Source organism: Fibrobacter sp. (assembly GCA_024399065.1).
GTDB lineage: Bacteria > Fibrobacterota > Fibrobacteria > Fibrobacterales > Fibrobacteraceae > Fibrobacter.
In genome coordinates this window covers 1-22,301 of the sequence record JAKSIB010000045.1, presented here as the reverse complement: position 1 = coordinate 22,301, position 22,301 = coordinate 1, and the positions used below count along the sequence as shown (strand labels likewise).

Sequence of the window (22,301 nt, the reverse complement as noted above, 5' to 3'; positions counted from 1 at the left end):
ATCTGTGACCTCTACCATGTCAAGGTAGCGCTCTAACCAACTGAGCTAATCGACCGAATGGTTAATCCCGTTAGGGTAGCCCAATGATAGAAAGTTTTTGGGGGACTGTCAAGGGATTTTGTCAAGAAAAATTGTGAACTTTTTTAGAAATCGGAGAACCGGGCTGCAGGGACTTATTTATCTTCTTCGGCAACCCAGTAGCGGAACCTTCCGCTGATATGTACCGGAGTGTGGTCGTTATCGCAAGATCCGCTGCTGCAATCCTTGAAATAAAGCTCAATGTCGGCTGTCCAGAGGGAATCCTCGATAATTTCGTCAAAATGGACGTAGCTGCTGTCTTCAATAAGGGGTGCTTCTTCATAGATGGCCTGGCGCATCCAGGTAACCTGTTGGTCGTTTCCGTCGACGATAGCCGTGGATACGGGCTTGATTTTCCCGCTTGTGGAGGGCCTGTTTACCATGACGGCGAATTGATCGCCTCTGTCGCTTTTGTCGAGCTGGGTCTTGAAATAGAAATAATGACGGCCATATTGAGGTATATCGCAATCTTCACGGTCCAGCTCAATGGTGTATTTTTCGCCGCCGTTGATGGAATACTTGAAGTATCCGCCACCCTTGACTTCCCAACTGTTGTTAATGTTGCCGCAACCGGCCAATGTGAACGTCAGGGAGCCCATGGCAAGCACTGCGCAAAAACGCCTAATATTGGAAGTTGTCAGAAGCATACCCTTAAACTAGAAATTATCTTTGACCTTGATGCAGAACTTGCCTGTTTTAAAACGCTTTGATGTGAAAACTCCCTTGGGAGTTGTTCATTTGGTGTCTTTTGACAAGTCCTGCGTAAAGCATCGTGAAGTGATTTTGGATGAGCTCTCGAAAGTCTCTGGTCGCGCGCTTTCCTTAAGCGATATCGTACAAACTGAGGAACATCCTAGGCCTGAGATTCCTGCGTTGGATTTTGACGTAAACTGGACCCACTCCGGCGATGTTTGCGTGCTAGCCTATGCTGGCGAAGGAGTTCGTGTCGGGGTGGATTTTGAAATACATAAGCCTAACCGGTTGCGCATCGCGGATCATTTTTTCAGTGCCGAGGAAGCGAGCTACTTGAAAGGCCTTGAAGAAAATCGTGCTGTTGAAGAATTTTTCCGTCTGTGGTGTCGTAAGGAGGCTTTGTTCAAATGCGTGGGCGGGGCGTTTTTTGAAGGGGCTATCCGTCGATTTGTGATGGAAAATCCCTTGAGTCTGGACCAGTCCTCCACAGTCCATTTTTGCGATATAGATGAACCTGTGGGCGCGGCCAAGGCGTCCCTGTGTGTTGCTGTTTGTAAATAAAAAAGACCGCGGAGTACCGCGGCCTTTCTCTTTTAAATTCGCTGCTTTTAAGCGTTGCGACTCTCGGCTATTAAGCGTTGCGCCTGCGACGCACGCACTTCGTCGCCTCGGTCATAAGCAATATGGCTTGCCTGCGACCCTCGGCTATTAAGCGTTGCGCCTGCGACGCACGCACTTCTTCGCCTCGGTCATAAGCAATATGGCTTGCCTGCGACCCTCGGCTATTAAGCGTTGCGTCTACGACGCACGCACTTCGTCGCCTCGGTCATAAGCAAGATGACTTGCTTGCGACTCTCGGCTCCTAGGCGTTGCGCCTGCGACGCACGCACTTCGTCGCCTCGGTCATAAGCAATATGGCTTGCTTGCGACTCTCGGCTCCTAGGCGTTGCCGTCTACGGTGCCTTCTTCAGGGATAGCCTGGGGCTGGCCCGGCATGGGCTGGTTGGGAGCTTCCAGCATGTAAAGCGGGAGGCTGATGAGTTCTTCGTTGTCCATCACGAGGCGTACAATGTACTTGTCCGGACGGGCGATCTGCAGGCGCTGAAGATTCAGGACGAGGTTCACTGCTGCGGTATCAAAACCCTGCGCCACCGGTTCCAGAGGAATCTTGGAGTTCATCGGGGGAACGATGGGCTTGCCGCAAACGTCTTCGATGGTGAGCTGCAGTTCGTGGACGCCGGCTTCTGCACGCTGGTAGCGGATGCGGAATGCTGCGGAGCACTGGGGAATGACCATCGGGAACTTGGCAAATACGCGGTCAAAAGCTCCGAGAATGTTCAAACGTCCACCCATGCCGTTGGCAGTGGCTGCGTCACAGATTGCTGCAATTTCAATATTCATTATTTTTCCTCACATTTGGTAGGTGTAACTTTCCAGTTGTCGGCCACATACTTCATAACGATGGGACCGTTGTATTTCTTGTTGGCTGCCTTTCCGTTGGTACGGGCGAGCATAGACAAATGAAGCTTGCCTTCTCCGTCGAACAGCAATGTCGGGGCATTACCACGCAGGTAGTATCCGTTTGCGTCGTAGAACGGCTTAATGAAGTAAGGTAACTGGTTTTCGCCATGGTAGTGCCAGGTTCCGTTTTCGTAACGGAAGACGTTGATCTGTGCCAACGTGGTCCTGTCGTTATCGCAGATGGCGATGTAAACTACTCCGTCTCTTACTGCAATGCTGGTGCTGTAGGAGAGGTAGGCTTCGTCGAAGATTGCTGTTCTGTTACCCCAAGAGAAACTGTTTCCGCCGATGGTAGCCATTCTGAATGAAGTACCGTAGGTTGAAGAGTTTCGATTCATGTATGCCAGATACAGTTTGCTGTTTTCAACGGCAAGGCTGATGCTCTTGATTGAGTCTAGTTTAGCGTTTGGATCGCTTTTGATTGCATTGGGGGCGATGGCCTGGCCGTAGGAACTGTTGAACATGGCGGCGTAGCCTGTGCTTGCTGCAGAATCAACGGCGACCACAATCAGATTGCCATCCTTGTTTATGATAGCATCCATTTCACTGAAGATAAGGTTCTTCTGGTTGACGGTCTTGATGAGAGACTTCGTTGTCCATGCAGAACCATTGAGGTAGGCGACGAATGCGCTCTTTCTGTCAGCATTGTTGATGTAAGTGAACAGAACGTTTCCGGAACCGTTGCAGAGCAGTTTCGGGTCGATGACGTTTGCCATTGTCGTACCCACATTTGCAAAGGCAGATGTTGCTCCAGCGGATTTCTTAACGGTGAACTCCTTACTCTTGGTCAGAGCGCCAACGAAGATGTCCTTGCCGTTTGTTGCAATCTGTACGTTTACGATGGAGTCGGTTGTACTGAAGTTGTCGATGTCAGCCCAGCTGGAACCACTGTAGGCCTTTGCCTTGACGGTGTTCTTTCCGTAGAGGTATGCAATAACGGGCTTGTTGCCGACGAGGGTGAATGCCACGGGAACGTCGGAAGAAGCGTTTTCAACGACTGTATCCTTGGAAAGGTTTTGCCAAGCCTTTCTGAAGTAAACTGTTCTTGAAACTTCTTCGGCCTTGTGCTTAAGGTTGAATGCGTGGGTCGGTTTGTCCATGGTACTGTCGCGGTAATCAAGCTTGATAACCATGGAACCTTCAACTGTAGGACGCATGAAGGCGTTGTAGAATTCAAGCACCGTGGTGTCCATGCTGCCATCGTCATTGCCGTCGTAGAAGTTGTCGTCGATGTTGCTGAAGTTCCAGCGGAACCACTGAGGAGAAGTGGACAAGCTGAGTTCGCCACGCTTAGAGCAGAAACCGCCCCATTCGGAAGTGTAGAAACTCTTGGATTCCATGGGAACGTCGCCGTCGCCGCTCCACAGGTGGACCGTGTCTGCTGCGGAGATCGCACCGACGGGGTAGTTTCTCATGATGCGAACTTCAGTAGTATCCTTGAAGATTTCTGTAGAGCTAGCTTCTTCTGCGGAAACGATACAGTACATGTTCTTTCCCTTTTCAGAATAGCTGGAGACCTTCGTTACGGCGAGAGTCTTATCATTCTTTTCATAATCGTATTTTCCCACCTTGCTTTCCATGGTCTTTCCGGTTTCTGAGTCAACGCATTCCCAGCTGAACCAGTTGATTCCCTGCCATGCGTCGTTTACGGTAGCATCGAGGGTGAACTCATCGCCAATGTTGATGTAGATGAGGTTGTCTACAACGTGAATGTTGGGCACTTGGGTCGTGAAGGCGAAGGTCATGGTATCAGTTACAATGTTGCCGTCGTTGTCCTTTGCACGGGCGACGCAAATGAACCTGTTGTTGGTTTCCTTCGGTGCCATCCAGTCTGTGGAGTAGTCGCTGACAACCTTCCAGTTGCTGCTGATTTGTTCGGGGAGTCCGCAGCTCCAGGATTTTTCAACGATGCTGCCCGGATCGGAAGCGGAGCCTGCTCCGTTGTTGTCGTTTGCGGTTGCATTGAGAAGGATTCTCATGCTTGCGCGAATTCTCAGGAACTTCTGGCTGACTTCGATAGTCGGCATGCCTTGGAGGACCTGGAATTCAACGGTGTCTCTAGCTTCGTTGTTGTCGTCGTCGGTAACCTTGATGATGCACAAATAATGATCTTCTGCGGTCTTGGGCATTGTCATGGTTGTCTTCGGCGTTGTCGTAGAAGAATACTTGAACGGAATATTCTGGGTGGACTTGGAACCGCAGCCCCATTCGTACTTGACGATGGATCCGAGAGGATCGTAGGCATGGGCATTCACTTCCACTTCGTCAAGGATGGTGACCACCTTGTATTCTGCAGAGGCGGCAACTTCCGGTGCTCCGACAAGAACGGTGTAGGTGGCAGTATCTCTTGCGGTGTTCTTGTCGTCGTCAGTGACCTGGACGATGCAGTATACGTCGGTTGCGTAAGCCGGCATTCTGATGACGGTGTCTGCCTTGCTCATGGTTGTCCAGTCCGGCATATGCTTGATGTCTTCGCCACAAGCAAGTTCGTACTTTTCAATCTTGCCCAGCTTGTCTGTTGCCGTTGCAATAAGTTTCTGGTCGGAGTTAATCTTGACGGAGTCGGCCTTGGTATTCAGGCGGACTTCCGGAGGGTCCAACAGGGTGACGAAGGTCAGTGCAGCGATGCCTTCTTCTTCGTCGTCATCGATGGCCTTGAATTCGCAACGGAAGTTGCTGGTAGGTTCGCCAGGCAGCTTGATGTTTACAGTTGCGTCAACAGAGGCTGCCGGAGTAATGGCGATGACCTGGTCGTGGGTGATTTTTCCGTTGGAGCAGCCGTACTTGATTTCCTGTACCTTGCCCTGCTTATCGCTGGCGGTAAGGTTGACCTTGACCGTGGTGTTGATCTTGTACTCGTTGCTCTTGTCGTCTGTTGAAGCTGCAATTGTCGGCGTGTCGTGGACCACCATGACGGTGATGTTGTCATAGCCTGTGTCGTTGCCATCGTTTCCGCTATCGTCCTTGACGGTGACGGTGACAACTTGTTCGCCAAAGTCGTCGAAGGCTATGGTGCCTTCGGTGCTGCCATTGGCAGGACAGGTGTATCCCGCTGCAACGTGGGTGCCGCAGTTCCATACGATGCTTACGATGGCGTTTCCGCTAGCGCCCTTGAAGGTTGCAATCTTGAAGTGTACAGGATCGTTCTTGGTGACCTGGACATTGTTACCCGGTTCCTGGAATGCTACGGTGGGCTTTTCGCCAAGAACACCGAATGTTACACTGCTGCTGACATCTGCGCCATTGTTCTTGTATGTCGCGGTCATGATATAGTCTTTTTCTGCGTGTGACGGATCGTCAGGGTCGTCGAAGTTCATGGCGATGTCGTTGTAGGTCATGGTATAGGTGGCCTTGCCGTCTACAACCTTAACCTTTGCAGAACCAGTCTTGCCTTCGATTTCCCAGTTCCATGTGACAGAGTCCGCTGTTGGGTAGTCGTTGGAAATCGTTGCCGTAAAGAGGAGTTCTCCGGAACTTTTTCCAATCTTGTCCTTTTGTACGCCATTGACATCAAGAGCAAGCTTGGTTGCTCTTACGTAGATTGTGTCATTCTTGGTATTTGTATTGCCGGCCTTATCCTTGGCGGTGATGGAAAGAACGTGGTCTCCATCTTCAAGGTTGTCTAGCGATATACGGCAGTTGAAAATTGTTCCACCTTCGACATTGTCACAGGTGACATCTTGTTTGTCGTCATCAAGTTTTACGGAAACGGAATCAATGCGGGAGGCCAAGTCCTTGGCATAGATGCTCCAGAGGTCGACTTTACGAACATCCAGGGTGTCAAAGTCCTTGACTACCAGTGTGGGAGAGGTAGTGTCGGCGAGAGTGAGTTCAGGCACAGGGAGGGTGTCGCCGGCTTCAACATAAAGATCGTAGTGGAATGCGTACTGGTATTCGCGGATGGTGTCGGAACTTGCTCGCACTTCGTAGGAACCGGGGTCCACGGTGATGGTGTAGCGTCCCTTGTCATTTGTAAATCCGGTAAAGACCTTGTTTCCGTTGTTGAATTCTACACGGATGCCGGCGTGCTTGTCGCGCTCCTGATACTTTGCGGTTCCGGTGACGACGCCTAGGGTAGTACTCAGGTCGCCCAGGTAGAAATTCCAGTCGCGACCGATGGAGTCATTTTCGTCGGTCTTGATACGTTCCATTCGAACGATGTCGTATCCGTCGGTGACATACATATCCCAGTAAACTCGGCCCTTGATTTCTACGGAGGGGCTGTCGACCAGGGTAATGACGTTTCTTCCGTCGGCGGTCGTCGGTTCATAAATTTCGCTTAGGATGTCCTTTGCAATAAGGTCCTTGGAAGTAAGGGCTGCTTCACGGGGTTTTCCGTTTTTGGTTGAATAGGCGCGGATGTAATAGCGCAGGTCCTGCGGGTTGTCTTCGTCCTTGCCTTCGTAGAAGAAGTAGAAGCGTTCCTTGATGTCGTGACGGCTTCCGTCGAGGGGAGAAATAATCTTGAGAGTGGGGGGCTTGTTGAAATGGAGGTTCACGCTGTCCATGACTTCGTTGCCGTCGTCGTCTTCAACGATGACATAGATGGTCTGGTTGCCTAGGGAGTCTACATACTTTTTGTTGTAGCCGACAGAAATAAGGAGTGAATCTTCCTCTTCTTCAAAGTCCCAAACCTTGGGCTCGCTCTTTCCGCTAGCGTCCATGTCGATTTTGACGTTCTTGATGGTGCCAAAGGAGTCGGCTGCAAAAATGCGGAAGTTGACGTCACCTTCGTGCTTGGTCCACAAGGTGTCCTTGGGAACGGAAAGCTGGGGCTTGGAGTCGATGACGTTGACGTAGAGTTTCTTCGTTCCGGAGCCGGCGGTGTCGGTGGCGTTGTTGCCATCGAAAGCCACGAATTGCGGATAGTATACGCCGGGTCTGGAGTATGCCCATGCGAAAGGTTCTGCGTTGTCACCATCGATTTGTACGGTGTCCTTGCCCTTGATCATGGTCCATTGGAACAGGTAGATCTTTTCGACAAACCTGGGAAGGATACCGAGAAGGTAGATGGTATCGTTTACGGTGACCGTCAGGGTGTCAGGAATGGAATCCGCAGCGTTCACTGCGGTGTTTGCCATGGAGTCGACAAAGGCCTGGGGGTCCTTGAAGGGTTCACGGGAGGCGAAAACCCTGGAATGGTTGTTTTTCAGGCCTGTATTTTCCTTCAGAGGCGATTCTCGAGAACAGCTGTCGAGAAACAGCAAGGCTGCAGAAGCCACAAACAATGTAATCAGACTTTTTACTCTCATGGTATAGTCCTCATCCAAAACAAAATGACCATAAATTGTCCAGAAACCTGAACATTATTTTACATATTATAATTTATCTTTTTCTTTACGAATCGGGTGCATTTCTTTGCACTGACGGAGGTTTTTTATGGAACTAATCCCGCTTTGGTATTGGTTGATTGTTTTTTTTGTATTTGGCGCCTGTGTGGGCAGTTTCTACAACGTGATTGTGTACAGAATGCCCCGCGGAATTTCCTTGATAAATCCGCCTTCCCACTGCCCTTTGTGCAAAAAGCACATCCCTATTTACCTGAATTTGCCGGTGATCGGATGGTTTATTTTGCGTGGTAAGACGGCCTGCTGCCATAAGCCCCTGAATATCATCTACCCGATTGGTGAAGCTTTGTGCGGCTTGCTTGGTGTTTTGGCCCTTTTTGCTGCCGTTGCGGTGAATTACGGTGCCGTGGTTCCGGAACTTTTCTCCGCCCCGGTGGTGCGCCCTGAGGTGTGGGCCGATGCCTTGGCCATGTTCTGGCTTTTGCTTGCCATTTATCCGGTTTGTGCTGTTGATTTTAAGTACAAACTAATTCCCGATTCCATGAGTGTGGGCGGTATTGTGGCCGGCCTTCTGCTTTCCCTAATTCCTGGTGGAATTACCCCGCTGCAGAGCCTGATCGGCGCCGTTGCTGCTGGTGGCGGCCTCTGGCTTCTGGGCGTTATTGCTAGCAAGGTCTTCAAGAAGGAGGCCATGGGCTTCGGGGATGTAAAGCTTCTCGCAGGATATGGCGCCCTCATGGGATGGCAATCTGCATTTATGATTCTGGTCATTGCCGCCATCGTAGGCATTATCGTCATGATTCCTTACGCCAAGATGCAAGCGAAGGTGGCCGTCAAGGCGTCCGTCGACGACTCCGAGGATGCTCCGGGCCAGATTCCCTTCGGGCCGTTCCTGGCCATCGCCGCTCCTGTAGTTTACCTGTGGGGCGGTACGCTGCTGCAGATGTATTTGCAGTTTGTCATTGGGGAATAACTGGTTTTTAAGTTTACAAGTCGATTTTACCCATTTTTACCCATTTTACCTGTAAACGGGCTTTAATTGCAGCTTTTATAGGTGAAATGTTATTTTGTTTGTAAAAAAGTCGCCCGTTGCATGCCTAAAACCGCTGAAAAAGCTGTTTGACGGGCCTAAGTTGACGAAAAAATGTCTTTTTTTGCTTGTTATGTCCCGACTTTTACCTATAAAACGGTGTGAAAACTCGCTTTTATAGGTAATTTCATGCAAAAAACGAATTCAAAAGCTATTTGCTGAACGTCTGATGGGTGATAAGCCAGGCCTTCAGGCGGTTCCAGTTGCTTTCTCCGCCTTTCCTAATGCGGCTGGGCATGTCGAACATTACGAAGTTCCTTAGTTCCACATTGCCAATGTTCATGAAGGAATTTCCGCCTTCGTAATAGGGGAAACTGTCGCCCAACTTTAAGTCGGTGTCGCGAAGAATCTCGCCGTCCACAGCCACAGAAAGGTGGTTTCCGACCACGGCCATGGAGAAGATGTGCTCTTCGCCATCGAGCAGGTTCGCCTTGCCGTAGACGACCGTATCTGTTACCACGGAATCAGTGCCGCTATAGACGCGAACGCATACGCTCTTGGAACCGGCCTCGCACTGGAGAATTTCGTAACCCTTGGGAAGGCCTGCTACTGTTGAATCTACGGTGCTTAAGAGAACCGCGGCTTCCTCGAACTCGCTGCCGTCGGCCTTGACCTTGAAGCTGAATCCCGTATAGGTACGGTTCCAGTAGGCGGAACTGTTGACCAGTGTGGTGTCTGCCAGGGATTCCACTGCTGCAAAAACGCTGGTTCTGCTGAAATAGGGGATTTCGTCAAAGAGAACGTAGCTTGCAGTGTTCGCTTCGCTGAAAGAAATCTCGGCCCAGTAAAGATCCTTGCTGCCTGCAGAAACAAGCTTTGTAATGCTGTTGCCGCTGATGATGTAGGGCTTTTCGGCGCTTGTCTTTACAGGAACTAGAATTTTTTCGATGGACTTGTCTGTCAGGGAATCCATCTGGCTGAGGGCACTTTCCGGAAGCTCGAAACTCAAGGTGTCTACCGCATCCTTTGCAATGATGGGTTCGCTTAACATTGCGCAGCGCATGGAGACCATTTCTTCGCCGCCACTTGTTTTTTCGGTTTGTATGGCACAAAGCTTTTGGTAAACTCCCTGAGGTACGTTTTTCATGACGAAGGTTCCCGCTTCAATTTCGTCGGCGGTAATCACGTGGCAAACGCCGATGTCGTCCAGGCAAGCGTTGTCGCCCTTCTGGAAGGCCTTGGCGGGGAGGGTGATGTCTGTTACCTTGCCTGCGGACTGTTCAGGAATTTCAAGATAGACGCTGTCGCCTTCGCCCATGCGCTTGTAGCCCTTGAAATTGATGGTGTGGACGCTTGCCAGGGTGCTGTCGCTGGAAGCCACCAGCAACTTGTAGTCGATGTAGGTGACGTGGGTGGTGTCGTCAACCTGCTCAAACTCGCCTTCCTCAAGGGGTGCGAAACCGTGGTAGGTGGCCTTGTAGACTACGTTATCGAACTTGTAGGTTCCGTTATCGTCGGTGGTAGTTTCTTTTCCGGAGCCTCCGAAACTGGACAGGCGGACTCTGGCCATTTTCAACGGGGAACCGCTTTCATCCGTGGCCGTTCCCTGGACACTGACCATGGCGTAAGTGCGGTCGTAGGTGATGCAATGGGTTGTAACGTTGGATTTTAGCAAAGCTTTCGTTGCATTCTTTTTCCCGATGTTTTCTGGAATGCTGTTGCTGCAGCTTTCAACATCTACAAGCCAGTCGCCATTGGCAGCCTGTTGGCCGGACTCGGTTTCGGTCCATACGCTTGCTGTGCTGGAATCGGAACAGCCCACGATACTTGCGAGACTCAAACTCGCAACGCTTAAGCCAGCAATGAAACCACAAGCCTTCTGCAAATCGTAACTCATAATTCGTAATTTCATTATTTACCCCCGTTGTTCTCAAGATTTGAGAACATATGCAAATTCAGTTGGTATACGCCGTCGGCCTTATCCTTGTCCTGTGAAATAATCTGGCGGGCCTTTGCTTTGAATTCCTGCACCGCCTCCTCCAATTCCTTATAGGCGTTGCTGGATATACTGAAAGTCAGTGTGCTCATGATTGTCGGAGCCTTGGGCGGAGTCATTAGCGCCTGCTTTGAAAGCTCAAAGCACTGCATCTGGTACTGCTTGATCAGCTCCGCGTTGTTATACGGGCCGCTGCTGATGGATTCCTGGGTAGGCTTCCAGAAGCCTTCCTCGTTCTTGCGGGCGAGACCCAGACGCTGCAGCAAATCCAGTGATTCCTTCAGCTTGCCCAGAGTCACCTTGGGGAAAATTCTCTTTTGAACCGGGGTCAAGTCGTCGCCCACGTCCATGGCGTCAAGGATGGCAAAAAGGGCGCTGTTGTACCAATGGTTGTAATATTCGTAGGCGTCGGTATTCAGAATGTTCTGCGGGTTCGGATGCATCTGCAGAAGTTCTTCCATGGCGGCCTTGCGGATGGCGTCGGTCTTGGCCTGGTCCACTTTCACCATGACTTCAAAGTACTTGGCTTCCTTCTTTTCCAGATTGCAGAGCTCGATGAACTTGGCCACCATGCGGGGGCTCACCTTCTTTCCGCGGAGCACGTCGGCAAAGTAGCTGCGGCTCTTTTCCATGCCCAGAAGGTTGCAAATTTCGGTACGGGTAAAACCGGGCTCGGCCTTGACGCGGACGGCCTGGTATTCTTCCAGGTATTTACGGAAGTGCGTAAACTGGTAGATGTCAATGTACTTTTCCATGTTCTCAAATATAACTAAATTTTTGAGAAAAATTTTGAGAACTTTCAAAAACCGTAAAATTGGCCGAATTTCGCGAATTTTTAGGGTTTCAAGGAAAAATTTGTGCTCAAAATCACGAAAATGAGTATAAATTAAGGGTAAGGAGTATTTGTGATGAGATTTAGGAGTGTTTTGTATCCGTTGTTGATGGCGTCGCTTTGTGCGACGGAAACATTTGCCTATCCTCAGAATCCTGCTTTGTACTCCGTGGACAATCAGGGTGATTCTCTAACACTTCGAAATGTCGGTGACGAACATTATAGCAACACCCAGACTTCTGATGGTTATATCGTTCTTCAGGATTCTGCCGGCGTCTATTACTATGCCGACGAAAACGGTTCCTGCTCCAAGGTCAAGGCGAAGAATGAAAAGGACCGTACCGCTCAAGACATTTCTTTTTTGAAGAGTCTCGACCGAGAAAAGGTTTTCTCCGGCCATGTCAAAAAGAATCCAGACCGTTTCAAACGTCCCGCTGGTGAAGTGGTGAAACCGGCTTCTTGGGCAAACCTGAATCAGCTTGAAGACGATTCCGCGCCTGCAGTTTTGAGATTTCCTTCACCAAGCAAGCATGCCAATGGTACAAACCGTTTTCCGGTCTTGCTTGTTTCCAATTCTCAAACCACAAACATTGATTCCGCGTCCTTCCATGATCTTTTGAACAAGGAAAAATATTCTGCAGAAGCATATTCTGGTTCTGTCCGCGATTATTTTACAGAACAGTCTGGTGGCAAGTTTGTCCCGACCTTTGATATTTACCAAGTGACCGTAAGCAACTCCTTTGCTAGCTACAAGGATGTTGAATATAAACTGATTGTGGAAGCGCTAAACAGCTTGCTAAGTAAGTACCCGAATTTTAATGCCTCCCTTTATGATGCGGATAACAATGGTGAAATTGACGCCTTGGCCGTGTTGTATGCAGGTTCGGAATCTGCTGCTGGTAATATGGGTGGGTTCCAATATGAACTTCAATGGAATCCGTGCCGCCAGCAAAATGTGGGCAATGGTAAACGTGCGAACAGATATTTTATAATCAACCAGCAAAGTTCTCCTTTTGTTGTGTTTATTCACGAATTTAGCCATACCATGGGGCTAAAGGATCATTACTGCGTTCGAGCCAGCGATTGCTATTCCGATTTTACCAATACGGGATACCAGGCTCCGGGGGCTCATGGCTGGGACGTGATGGCCACGGGAATGTACAATGAAGTGAAGAATAAGGGGGGTGGAACTTATAACCCGCGTCGTTACAATCCTCCAAACTACAGTGCTTTTGAAAAAGTGTTTATGGGCTGGGCTTCCTATGATTCTCTGGACTTGCAAAGAGATGTAATTTCTCTTCCGTCATGGTCTTCTTCCAATAAGGCCTACAAGATTTCTATTCCCAATCGTCCGGATGAATGGTTTATTATTGAAAACCGTCAGCAGGATAATAAGTGGGACGCAACATTGCCCTACCATGGTATGCTGATTTGGCATATTGACTATAACTATACCGTATGGGAAAATGATGCGATGAACGACGATAAAACCCATCAAAGAATTGATGTGGTGGAAGCAGGAAATCAATTAGTCACGAGTTATAGCGATGGATTTCATGCGGAACACTTAAAGGACGATCCATTTCCAGGAAGTCAGAAAGTTACCAGTTTTGATGGTTTCAAATCTTGGGCCGGAACGGATCTTGGAATAAAACTTTACGGCATTATGGAAGATGGCTACAATGTCTGTTTCACAACCAAGAGTGGCGTGAAGGTGTCGTCTTGCGCTGCGAAGCAGGACGTTGCATCTAGCAGTTCTGAGGTTGTTGCTGAAAGTTCCAGTTCCTCTACAGTAAAGTCCAGTAGTTCCAAGACTGTTCCTTCTAGCAGCTCCGAGGCTATGGCAAAAAGTTCAAGTTCTTTGGTAACAAGTGCCTTGCATGCTGTTTCCTTGGCCCAGACTGTTGAAATGAGTATGAATGGCTCTGTTCTTGAAATTCTATCCCGTGCTCCAGGGATAAAGCGGGTAGATATTTTCGACCTTCAGGGTAATATGATTTTTAGAAGCATCTTTGATGGTGGGGAGTTCTCGATGAATCTGGATCGCCTGCTTCATTTGGGTGTTATCGTAGTTCGTGTTTCTGAAGGAAGCCGAATCCTGGGCGTGAAAAAAGTGACGTCGGGTAACTAGCGCCTATTCGTCTCGTGTATGGATTGGATATTAAAGGTGGTGCCAGCGTGCACTGCCTTTTTTGTACAAATGATTTTTTGTTTAAATGAATAATGTAAAGACATTTTTGCCATTTTATTTATACAAAAATGTGATAAAAATCACAAATTTTTCTATCTTGCACCGCCATGGAGGTTGTAAATGAACAGTTCTAAAATTACTACTGTTTTTTCCGTTGCGTTGCTCGGTTTAAACGCAGCATTTGCGGATCCCATGGATCCTAGGCCCTATACCTATGACAATCATGGTGAAACGGTTACGCTTCAGAATGTTGGAGACGAATACTTTAGCTATGTTCAAACAGAAGATGGCTATCTTGTCGTTCAAGATTCCCTAGGCGTGTATTATTTTGCCGATGAAAATGGCGAGTCTTCGCCTGTCAAGGCTAAGAATGAACTTGCTCGAACGGATTTTGATAAATCGTTCCTTGCAAGTCTTAGCAAGGAAGGTGTCAAGATAAATTATTTCAAACGCAATTCAGGCAATGTTGAAAAATCCAGAAATGAAAGGAATGCTCCGGCTGCCTGGGCGAATTTGAAGAAAGAGCAAAGCAACGTTCCCCCTGTTTTGCGATTGCCGTCCCCCAAGGGCCATTCCAAGGGTACCAATAAGTTTGTTGTGCTTATGGTGTATAATGACTCGCAGGCAAACTTGGACCTCGAAGAATTCGGAAACATGATGAATGAGGTCGGATATTCCAAGAATGGATACGTAGGCTCTGTTCGTGACTATTTCACGGATCAGTCCATGGGAAAATTCGTGCCGACGTTTGATCTGTATAGTGTAAAGCTGGAAAAAGAATTTTCTTCTTACAGCGGCTTTGTTTCCAACAATGCTCGTTTGGCGGAGGATGCCGTTGCGTCACTTCTGAAAACGTACCCTGATTTTAACGCTGCGGACTATGATGCTGATAAAGATGGCAAAGTCGATGCTGTTGCTGTGCTTTTTGCAGGTTCCAGAGCCGATGCCAAAATTGAACGCGGTTTTCAGGATTATCTTGGAAACATTCCCGCGGGAAATGGAAAGACCTTCGACAACTACATTATGTTTGCTCAGGGCGATCATGTCTTCGCATCTTTTATTCACGAATTTAGCCATTCCATGGGCCTGAGGGATCATTATTGCACAGGAAATAGATTCGATGATTGTTATGGCGATTACTCGTCTTCGGGATATAATGCTCCGGGTGCGCACAGTTGGGATGTGATGGCAACGGGGATGTACAATGGTAACGAGAAAGTTCCCGCTGGTTACAGCGCCTTTGAAAGAAATTTCATGGGGTGGTTGGACTATGACGCTTTGGATTTGACAATTGATGTCACTTCTCTTGCTTCTCTTCCGACATCCAATAAGGCCTATAAGATCCCTGTCCCGAATAATTCCAATGAATGGTATATTCTTGAAAACCGTCAGAAGAGTAACAAGTGGGATGCAGAATTGCCTGGTCATGGTTTGTTGATTTGGCACATTGATTATGATAGTTATAGTTGGTCGACAATTACATTAAATGATAAATCCTACCATCAACGTATTGATGTGGTTGAAGCTGGTGATTTGAAGGTGACGGATTATTACGATGGCTTCTACACGCGTCACTTGAAGGACGATCCCTTCCCTGGTTCTCAGAATGTGACTACCTATGGTCCTTTCAAGTCTTGGAATGGTACAGATCTTGGCGTGAGCTTGTATGGTATCATGGAGGAAAACGACAAGGTTTGCTTCACCACCAAGGATGGCGTGAATGTGACTACTTGTGATGTTCCTGAACAGTCTTCCTCTTCTATTGCAATCAGTTCCAGCAGCTGTGACGTATCCACTTGTTCCGGTGATGTATCCAGCAGCAGCTATGCGGAATCTTCAAGTTCCTCTGTGAAATCTTCCAGCTCTGTTGCAAGTTCCAGCAGCATTGTTGAAGAAATCTCCAGCAGTTCCGTGGAATCCTCTAGTAGCGTTGTAGAATCTAGCTCCAGCGTTGAAGTGCCCAGCTCCAGTTCTGAAGCTTCAAGTAGTTCTACATCGAATTACAAGATTGCAGGCTCCTTGACTCAGGCTGTTGCGCAGAATTCCCGCATCGAGCTGATCTCCATTGAGGGCATAACCTCTTATACCCGCAAAACATGGAACTTGTACTTCCTGAGCATTCCTGATTGGCTTGCGTATGGTGATGCAAAGATTACAGGAAATGTTCCTGGCTATCTTGCCGACGGTACCTATGAAGAAACTCTGATTGTCAATGGCGAAACGGTTGTCATTACCCTGAAGGTTGGCAAGGCCGCTTCCAACTCCAGCAGCTCCGCAAAATCCAGCTCCAGCAGCGTCGTGGCATCCAGCTCCAGCGTTGTGCCCAGCAGCAGTTCTGTGGCATCTTCCAGCTCTGTTGCAAGTTCCAGTAGCATTGTTGAAGAAATCTCCAGCAGTTCCGTGGAATCCTCTAGTAGCGTTGTAGAATCTAGCTCCAGCGTTGAAGTGCCCAGCTCCAGTTCTGAAGCTTCAAGTAGTTCTACATCGAATTACAAGATTGCAGGCTCCTTGACTCAGGCTGTTGCGCAGAATTCCCGCATCGAGCTGATCTCCATTGAGGGCATAACCTCTTATACCCGCAAAACATGGAACTTGTACTTCCTGAGCATTCCTGATTGGCTTGCGTATGGTGATGCAAAGATTACAGGAAATGTTCCTGGCTATCTTGCCGACGGTACCTATGAAGAAACTCTGATTGTCAATGGCGAAACGGTTGTCATTACCCTGAAGGTTGGCAAGGCCGCTTCCAACTCCAGCAGCTCCGCAAAATCCAGCTCCAGCAGCGTCGTGGCATCCAGCTCCAGCGTTGTGCCCAGCAGCAGTTCTGTGGCATCTTCCAGCTCTGTTGCAAGTTCCAGCAGTGTCGCAACAACCTATACCATTGCCGGTAGCATGGAGCAGGTCGTGGAAGTTGGCGGCAGGGTTGAACCGGTGACAATTACAGGCGTTACATCTTATACTCGCCACTCCTGGAATATCAACTTTACGCAGATTCCGTCAGATGTTTCTAATGGAACTGTTCGAATTGATGATGTAATCCAGTCCTGGGCTCCCGTGGGCACCTATGTTGAAAACTTGACCATCAATGGCGAGAAGGTTACTTTCAAATTGACTGTCGTGCGCTCGGTGGCGTCTCCCTCCTACGAACCGGTTTTAATGAATGTTTCGTCATCAGTGGTAAATGCTAGGGTGAATATTGGATTAGATCATTCTCGTCTTCAGATTTTTGCACAAGGAAATGAACGCAAGAATGTTGCCATCTTTGATATGTTGGGCAATAAGGTCTTTACGGAGAGTTTCTATGCAGAAAATTATAACGTAGACTTGAAATCCTTTGCCGGCAAGGTTCTTGTTGTTCGTGTTACTGAAAATGGTAAACTCCTGAAGCAGAACCGCATAACGGTAAAATGACCTAGGATTTGAATAAATATTTAAAGGCGGTGCTAATGTGGCATCGCCTTTTTTATCTATAAAGAACAAATTGTTTCATATATAACGTATTCTTTAGAATGTGTCGAAATAATTGCAAAAAAAACTTGGATTCTATTCTATTTGTCTTGAAAAAATGGATTAAATTTTGAGATGAAAAAAGTTCGCCTCATTGTTTTGTGAAAACTTTTTAAGGCGTGGGGGAATATTTTTTAATTTAGGTTCAAATTAGGAGTGGTTATGCTTTTTAGAAAACATTGGAAAAAAATATTATTGGCTGTTTTTGCCATTTTTTGGTCGGGTTGTACCGAAACCGAGGTTGATATCGGGGGCGGAGATCTATATGGTTGTCCGCCTTGTGGTTGCGAAGCGTGCGAAGAGCCTTCTACTGATCCGTTGCCTCAGGACTCCGTTGTCGTGGATTCTGTCGTTGTTGGGGAACCTGCTGCGGGCACAGTCGTTGAACAACCTGAGGAGTATGAGGTTCCTGTTGCTGTGTATGGTCCGCCCTGTTATTTTGATGGGTCGTGCGATTTAGGTAAAGAAGAGAAAAAGTAATTTTGATTAACTTGGCGTAGGAGGTTAAATTATGGCTATTCGTAATCACTGGAAAAAGATATTGCTGGCTCTGTTTGCCACTATGTGGGCTGGCTGCGAAAATGAGGCAGCCACAAATGCCATGCCTGAGTACGGCTGCGGTCCTTGCGGCTGTGATGGTAACGGTTGTGAAATAATGCCGGATTATGGAGTAGTTTTTGATCCTAACGATCCTTTGATTGTGGATTCGACGATTGTTGAACAGCCGGCGCTCTATGGCCCTCCCTGTGCTTTTGACGAAACTTGTAGCGTTGAAAGTGACGAAACCGCCACTGAGGAAAAATAATTATATATTCTCGTGTGGTGTTGGAACCTAGTTAGGAGATTTTATTTTGCATTTGAATCTTAAAAAGCGTCTCGCTCTTGAATTTTATCGTCATTACCGTCATAACGAAGTGGCAACCCACCCGCTGACTTATTTCTTCTGGGAATGTACTTTGCGCTGCAATTTGCACTGCCTTCACTGCGGTAGCGACTGCATGAAGGACGCTATTCCCGATATGCCCCGCGAAGATTTTATGAAGGTGCTGGATTCCCTGGCTCCTCATATCGACCCGAAGCACTTTATGGTGGTGATTACCGGCGGTGAACCGCTGATGCGCCCCGACCTGGTGGAATGCGGTATGGAAATCAAGAAGCGTGGCTATCCCTGGGGCATGGTTTCCAATGCTCTTGCCATGTCTCCTGAAAAGTACAAGGCCTTGCTTGGTGCCGGCCTCCGTAGCTTGACGATCAGTTTGGACGGTCTTCACGACAGCCATAATCATTTCCGCGGTTCTGAATTCAGTTTTGACAACGCCCTTCGCGCCATCAAGATGGCCGCAAACACTCCGGGCCTTACCTTCGATGTGATGACTTGCGTGAACCGCGAAAACCTTCCGGAACTTCCTGAAATTCGCGAGTTGCTTACGGCCATTGGCGTAAAGCGTTGGCGTATTGCAACGGTGTTCCCCAAGGGTCGCGCCGCCAACAATCCCATTTTCAAGTTGCCGGATAACGAGTTCAAGCAGGTCTTTGACTTTATCCGCGAAACCAAGATGCAAGGCAGAATCAATGTCAACTATGGTTGCGAAGGGTTCCTGGGCAGTTATGAAAAGGAAGCGCGCAATTATCCCTTCTTCTGCCGTGCCGGCGTAAACGTCAGCTCCGTTCTTGCCAACGGTGATATTTCCGCCTGCCCAAGCCTTCGTGGCGACTACATCCAGGGCAACATCTACAAGGATGACCTTTGGGATGTATGGCAGAACCGTTACCAGATTATGCGTGACCGCAGCTGGACTCGTACTGGCGACTGCAAGAAGTGCAAGTACTGGCGTTATTGTGAAGGTTCCAGCCTTCATCTCCGTGATGAAAAGAGCGGCGAATTGATGTACTGCCACGTAAAACGCCTGCAGCATGCTATGGATATGGAACGTGAGGCTGCAAAACAGGCAAAGTAGATTTTTGGCCTAAAGGAGAAAAAATGAAGATTCAAAAATTAGTGGCAAGGATATTCTTTGCCGCAGCGTCCTTCTGTTGGGTCGGCTGTAACGACAATTCGGTATCTCCGGTGGTGACCCCAGATACTAGTTCCTCCGTAGAGCCGGGTTCTTCGAGTGAGCCCGGTTCGTCGGCCGCAAGCTCGTCTAGTTCCGAGGTGAGGTCCAGCTCCAGTGACGAACGAATTCCTCCTATGAGCGCAACCGTATATGGCATCGAACCGGCTTTCAGTTCATCTTCTGAAGAAACGTCTTCCTCTTCAGAGGAAAACCCTTTTACTTCTAATGATTCCCTGGGGGCAGCCTTGTCTGCCATGGGTGTTTGTGATGCTCATAACGGTATCCAAAGCGTAGGTGCTTACGTTGAGTCTTGGACTACTCCGGAACAGCAAGGGCAGAGCAAGGCTGAATCCGACATGTTGTTGAAAATTCAGAACATGCTGAAAAGCGATGAGGCCAAGTTATTCTCGGCAGAGAAAATCAGGTGCCTTGAAAAAATGGAACTGGAACTTGATGACATGGCTTGCATGTACGGAACCCCTATGCCTTATGAATACGACAAGTGGGTGGCCAACTGCAGCGATGGCTCTGTAATCATGAGTCCTGAATACGAAGCCAAGATACTTGATAACAAAATCCGTTCCGAGAAGGCTCATGAAGAGGCTGCTAAGGAATTGGAAGATAAACTCAAGAAGTGTGACGATCCTTCGGCTGAGATCTAATTTAATTCGATGCCAAGAAATGAAAAAGGCCCGCTGTGGAGAGCGGGCCTTTTTTGATGCGTTTTATGGAAACTCTTGGTGAAGCTGCTAGGTGCTTTTGTCGTTTTTTCCGCCCACCTGGAACATGGCGAATTCCATCTGGAAAACCTTGTCGCTGCCTTCGTCTTCTTCGGCAATGAGGGCGATTTCCTTGCGGAATGCATTGATTCGTTCCACGATGCGGTCATAGCCTTCCTGGCTGATGCCCAGGGTGAGGCCCGAGATATGACGTTTGCTGGGCGGGTCGCGGTCGATGGAGTCGGCGCCCATCTTCAGGCACTTCTGATGGTATCCGCGGAGGGCCAGCTTGGAAGTGCGATCACCGGTGGTGATTGCATTTTCACTTAAAACGTAATTGCCGTCTTCGCCCTTCTTGATCAACTGGCATTCTTCCAAGAGCTTTACAGACTGCTTGGCTTCATCGACAGTGATGCTGGGGTGGACTTGCTTTGCCAAGGTGGCGTAGTCCCCGTTGAAGCCGAACATGCCGATAAGGCTTCTGATGAACAGGTGGCGGGGGTGAGAGTAGACCATGTACTGGGCGTGGCCCAGCAGATGCTGCTTTTCGGCAAAGCGGACAACCTTGAGAACGGCCTGCATCTTGTTGAAGGCTTCGTCACGTTCTTCCGTTGTCTCGGCTTGGTTAAATTCAACGAGGCTGATGAAAAATTCGGTTTCGTGCTTGCCCAGGCGAAGGCCAGAAGCGACTTTCGGAATGCTCTGGGTGGAAAGGTTCTTTTCGCCGTTCATGACGCGGCTAATGAAATCCTTTGCCTTGAAACCGATCTTATCGGAGAAAACACGCAGAGAGAAGGCAGAATTGGCCTCCTTTTTCTGGTTATAATAGTCCTTCAAGAATGCACGGTAATCCATGTATTCGAAGACTTTTTTCTGTTTTCTCTGTTCAGCCATGCCCTAAATGTAAAAAAAGGTATAAAAAAAGAGTTGTTTTTGTGTTGGATAGCGTTGTCTGCGAACAACGATAAAACGGGGTCGGGCATAAAATTTGTGGCAAATATCACGTTCTTAACCTAGATTTTAAGCAATCCATAAGGGATAATGGATTGAAAGCCCCGTTGTCTGGGAATAGGGTAAAACATGGGATATGGTGTAATGGGAAAAACCTCGTTGGGCAAGTTCATTGCAGGTGTGACAATGGCTTTTGCCGTAGGACTGTCCAACGCTTCTTTGTCTCCTTCTGAAGTGGTATCACTTCCAACGAGTGTGAATGTAGGGGGAGGAGATAAGATAGGTTCCCAGCTCATCGGGGCTACCTATAACGCCGGCTACGGTCCAGGGATTTGGATCGTAGCCGATGGCGGTTATAGACTGTACCATAATGGTGCGCTTTTGGCCGAAGACAATCAAGCCGGCCGCGTACGATTCGTTCCAATGACATTCTTGCCTGGCGAAAACGCTATTTCCGTTGTTGGAGTCAACGGAATGGGTGCCCCTGGCGTCATGGTGCAAATTGACGAACTGGATCGTTCTTATTACAGTGGCAGTGATTGGAAATCAAAACCTAGCGTTGGCAGCACCTCTTGGAAGAACAAGGGCCGCGATTTAAGCCAGTGGGGTGGTGCAACTACCCTGTCTTACGCAAATACCAAGATGCCTAGCGGCGGCGATTTGGTTGGCTTTGCCCCCAATACCCAGGCTAAGTGGATTTGGACTGCAGACGAGGCTGACGAAACTGCGATTTTGCTTTTCACATTCAATGTCAAGGCTGAAGGCTTTGGCTCTGTGACTACCGGCGGCGACAAGGGTAATATTGTCATTGCCACTGATTCTGCTTCTATCCGTAAGCATCTGCAGTCTAATGAGGCCGTGACTATCCTGGTTCCCGAAGGAACTTACGATTTCCGTCAGTTCCGTAATGCGGTTACCGAAGCCACCGGGCAGGGCCGCACCTGGTGTACCAAGAAGTGCGGCGAAAAGAACGCTGTCACTGGTAAGGAAAATGTTTTCTACAGAATTGCTTTTGAAGCCAATTCCTGCGCTTCTTTGAATGATGGTTCCGTTCCTGTTTCTGAAAGCGCCAATCTCCAGTCCTGGAGTGACTGGATTACCATCAAGGGCAACAAGAGCCTGGTCGGTATGGGCCGTGGTGCAAACCTCCGTGGCGCATCTCTCAATAATCGCTGGAACGAAGGCGGCCACAACAACATTTACCGTAATCTCGCTATATACGATGTAAACCCGCACCTAATCGAGGCCGGCGATGGTTTGGAAACTAGTGGCGACAAGGATCACCACATTAAGAACTTCTGGGCGGACCATATCAGCTATAAGTGGATTTCCGACGGCATGGATATGGAATTCGTGGATAACGCTACCATCAGCTACACTGACCTGGATGGCGCCAACGAATACAACTGCTGGGGCACCGATCCTTACATGGCCCTTG

General features: G+C 48.6%; 15 protein-coding genes. 9 read left to right on the top strand and 6 right to left on the bottom strand.

The annotated features are described in order from the left end of the window. Positions 1-173: 173 nt before the first annotated feature. Complete coding sequence (locus MJZ25_14775; GenBank protein ID MCQ2125440.1) at positions 174-725, bottom strand: hypothetical protein; 552 nt, start codon at positions 723-725, stop codon at positions 174-176. A gap of 31 nt (positions 726-756) precedes the next feature. Between MJZ25_14775 and MJZ25_14770 the strand changes: the two genes are divergently transcribed. Then, positions 757-1,332, top strand: a complete 576-nt coding sequence (locus MJZ25_14770) for a 4'-phosphopantetheinyl transferase superfamily protein (GenBank protein ID MCQ2125439.1) — start codon at positions 757-759, stop codon at positions 1,330-1,332. Positions 1,333-1,710: 378 nt separating this feature from the next. Here MJZ25_14770 and MJZ25_14765 read toward each other — a convergent pair whose 3' ends face one another. Together MJZ25_14765 and MJZ25_14760 are read right to left on the bottom strand one after the other, a co-directional pair. Beyond that, a complete protein-coding gene (locus MJZ25_14765) occupies positions 1,711-2,172 on the bottom strand; it encodes a hypothetical protein (protein ID MCQ2125438.1) in 462 nt (153 codons plus the stop codon). Further along, positions 2,172-7,544: a carboxypeptidase-like regulatory domain-containing protein gene (locus MJZ25_14760; GenBank protein ID MCQ2125437.1), complete on the bottom strand. Its 5,373-nt coding sequence runs from the start codon at positions 7,542-7,544 to the stop codon at positions 2,172-2,174. Before MJZ25_14760 ends, MJZ25_14765 begins: the two co-directional genes overlap by 1 nt. Positions 7,545-7,671: 127 nt before the next feature. Between MJZ25_14760 and MJZ25_14755 the strand changes: the two genes are divergently transcribed. After that, on the top strand, positions 7,672-8,553 hold the full coding sequence (locus MJZ25_14755; GenBank protein MCQ2125436.1) for a prepilin peptidase: 882 nt from the start codon (positions 7,672-7,674) through the stop codon (positions 8,551-8,553). Positions 8,554-8,821: 268 nt separating this feature from the next. Here the strand turns inward: MJZ25_14755 and MJZ25_14750 are convergent, their stop codons facing one another. Continuing rightward, positions 8,822-10,522, bottom strand: coding sequence for a carboxypeptidase-like regulatory domain-containing protein (locus MJZ25_14750; GenBank protein ID MCQ2125435.1), 1,701 nt, complete (start codon positions 10,520-10,522; stop codon positions 8,822-8,824). Next, complete coding sequence (locus MJZ25_14745) at positions 10,522-11,361, bottom strand: TIGR02147 family protein (GenBank protein ID MCQ2125434.1); 840 nt, start codon at positions 11,359-11,361, stop codon at positions 10,522-10,524. The genes MJZ25_14750 and MJZ25_14745 overlap by 1 nt, the downstream gene beginning before the upstream one ends. Positions 11,362-11,514: 153 nt before the next feature. On the opposite strand from MJZ25_14745, the gene MJZ25_14740 reads away from it, so the two are divergent. The 6 genes from MJZ25_14740 (at position 11,515) to MJZ25_14715 (ending at position 19,855) form a co-directional block, all read left to right on the top strand. Further along, positions 11,515-13,569 carry a M6 family metalloprotease domain-containing protein gene (locus MJZ25_14740; protein ID MCQ2125433.1) on the top strand — a complete coding sequence of 685 codons (2,055 nt, stop codon included), beginning with the start codon at positions 11,515-11,517 and terminating at the stop codon, positions 13,567-13,569. Positions 13,570-13,749: 180 nt separating this feature from the next. Beyond that, positions 13,750-17,040: a M6 family metalloprotease domain-containing protein gene (locus MJZ25_14735; protein MCQ2125432.1), complete on the top strand. Its 3,291-nt coding sequence runs from the start codon at positions 13,750-13,752 to the stop codon at positions 17,038-17,040. A 258-nt stretch (positions 17,041-17,298) separates the two neighbouring features. Next, positions 17,299-17,616, top strand: coding sequence for a hypothetical protein (locus tag MJZ25_14730; protein MCQ2125431.1), 318 nt, complete (start codon positions 17,299-17,301; stop codon positions 17,614-17,616). 31 nt (positions 17,617-17,647) lie between these two features. Then, positions 17,648-17,941: a hypothetical protein gene (locus tag MJZ25_14725; protein MCQ2125430.1), complete on the top strand. Its 294-nt coding sequence runs from the start codon at positions 17,648-17,650 to the stop codon at positions 17,939-17,941. 46 nt (positions 17,942-17,987) lie between these two features. Continuing rightward, entirely contained in the window at positions 17,988-19,094 is a 1,107-nt protein-coding gene (locus tag MJZ25_14720; GenBank protein ID MCQ2125429.1) for a TIGR04133 family radical SAM/SPASM protein, read from the top strand. Positions 19,095-19,117: 23 nt separating this feature from the next. Continuing rightward, complete coding sequence (locus MJZ25_14715; protein MCQ2125428.1) at positions 19,118-19,855, top strand: hypothetical protein; 738 nt, start codon at positions 19,118-19,120, stop codon at positions 19,853-19,855. Between the two features lie 87 nt (positions 19,856-19,942). Here the strand turns inward: MJZ25_14715 and MJZ25_14710 are convergent, their stop codons facing one another. Then, positions 19,943-20,806: a TIGR02147 family protein gene (locus tag MJZ25_14710; protein ID MCQ2125427.1), complete on the bottom strand. Its 864-nt coding sequence runs from the start codon at positions 20,804-20,806 to the stop codon at positions 19,943-19,945. A 186-nt stretch (positions 20,807-20,992) separates the two neighbouring features. Between MJZ25_14710 and MJZ25_14705 the strand changes: the two genes are divergently transcribed. Next, positions 20,993-22,301, top strand: a 1,309-nt coding sequence (locus MJZ25_14705; protein ID MCQ2125426.1) for a pectate lyase, incomplete at its 3' end; no start/stop codon positions are given.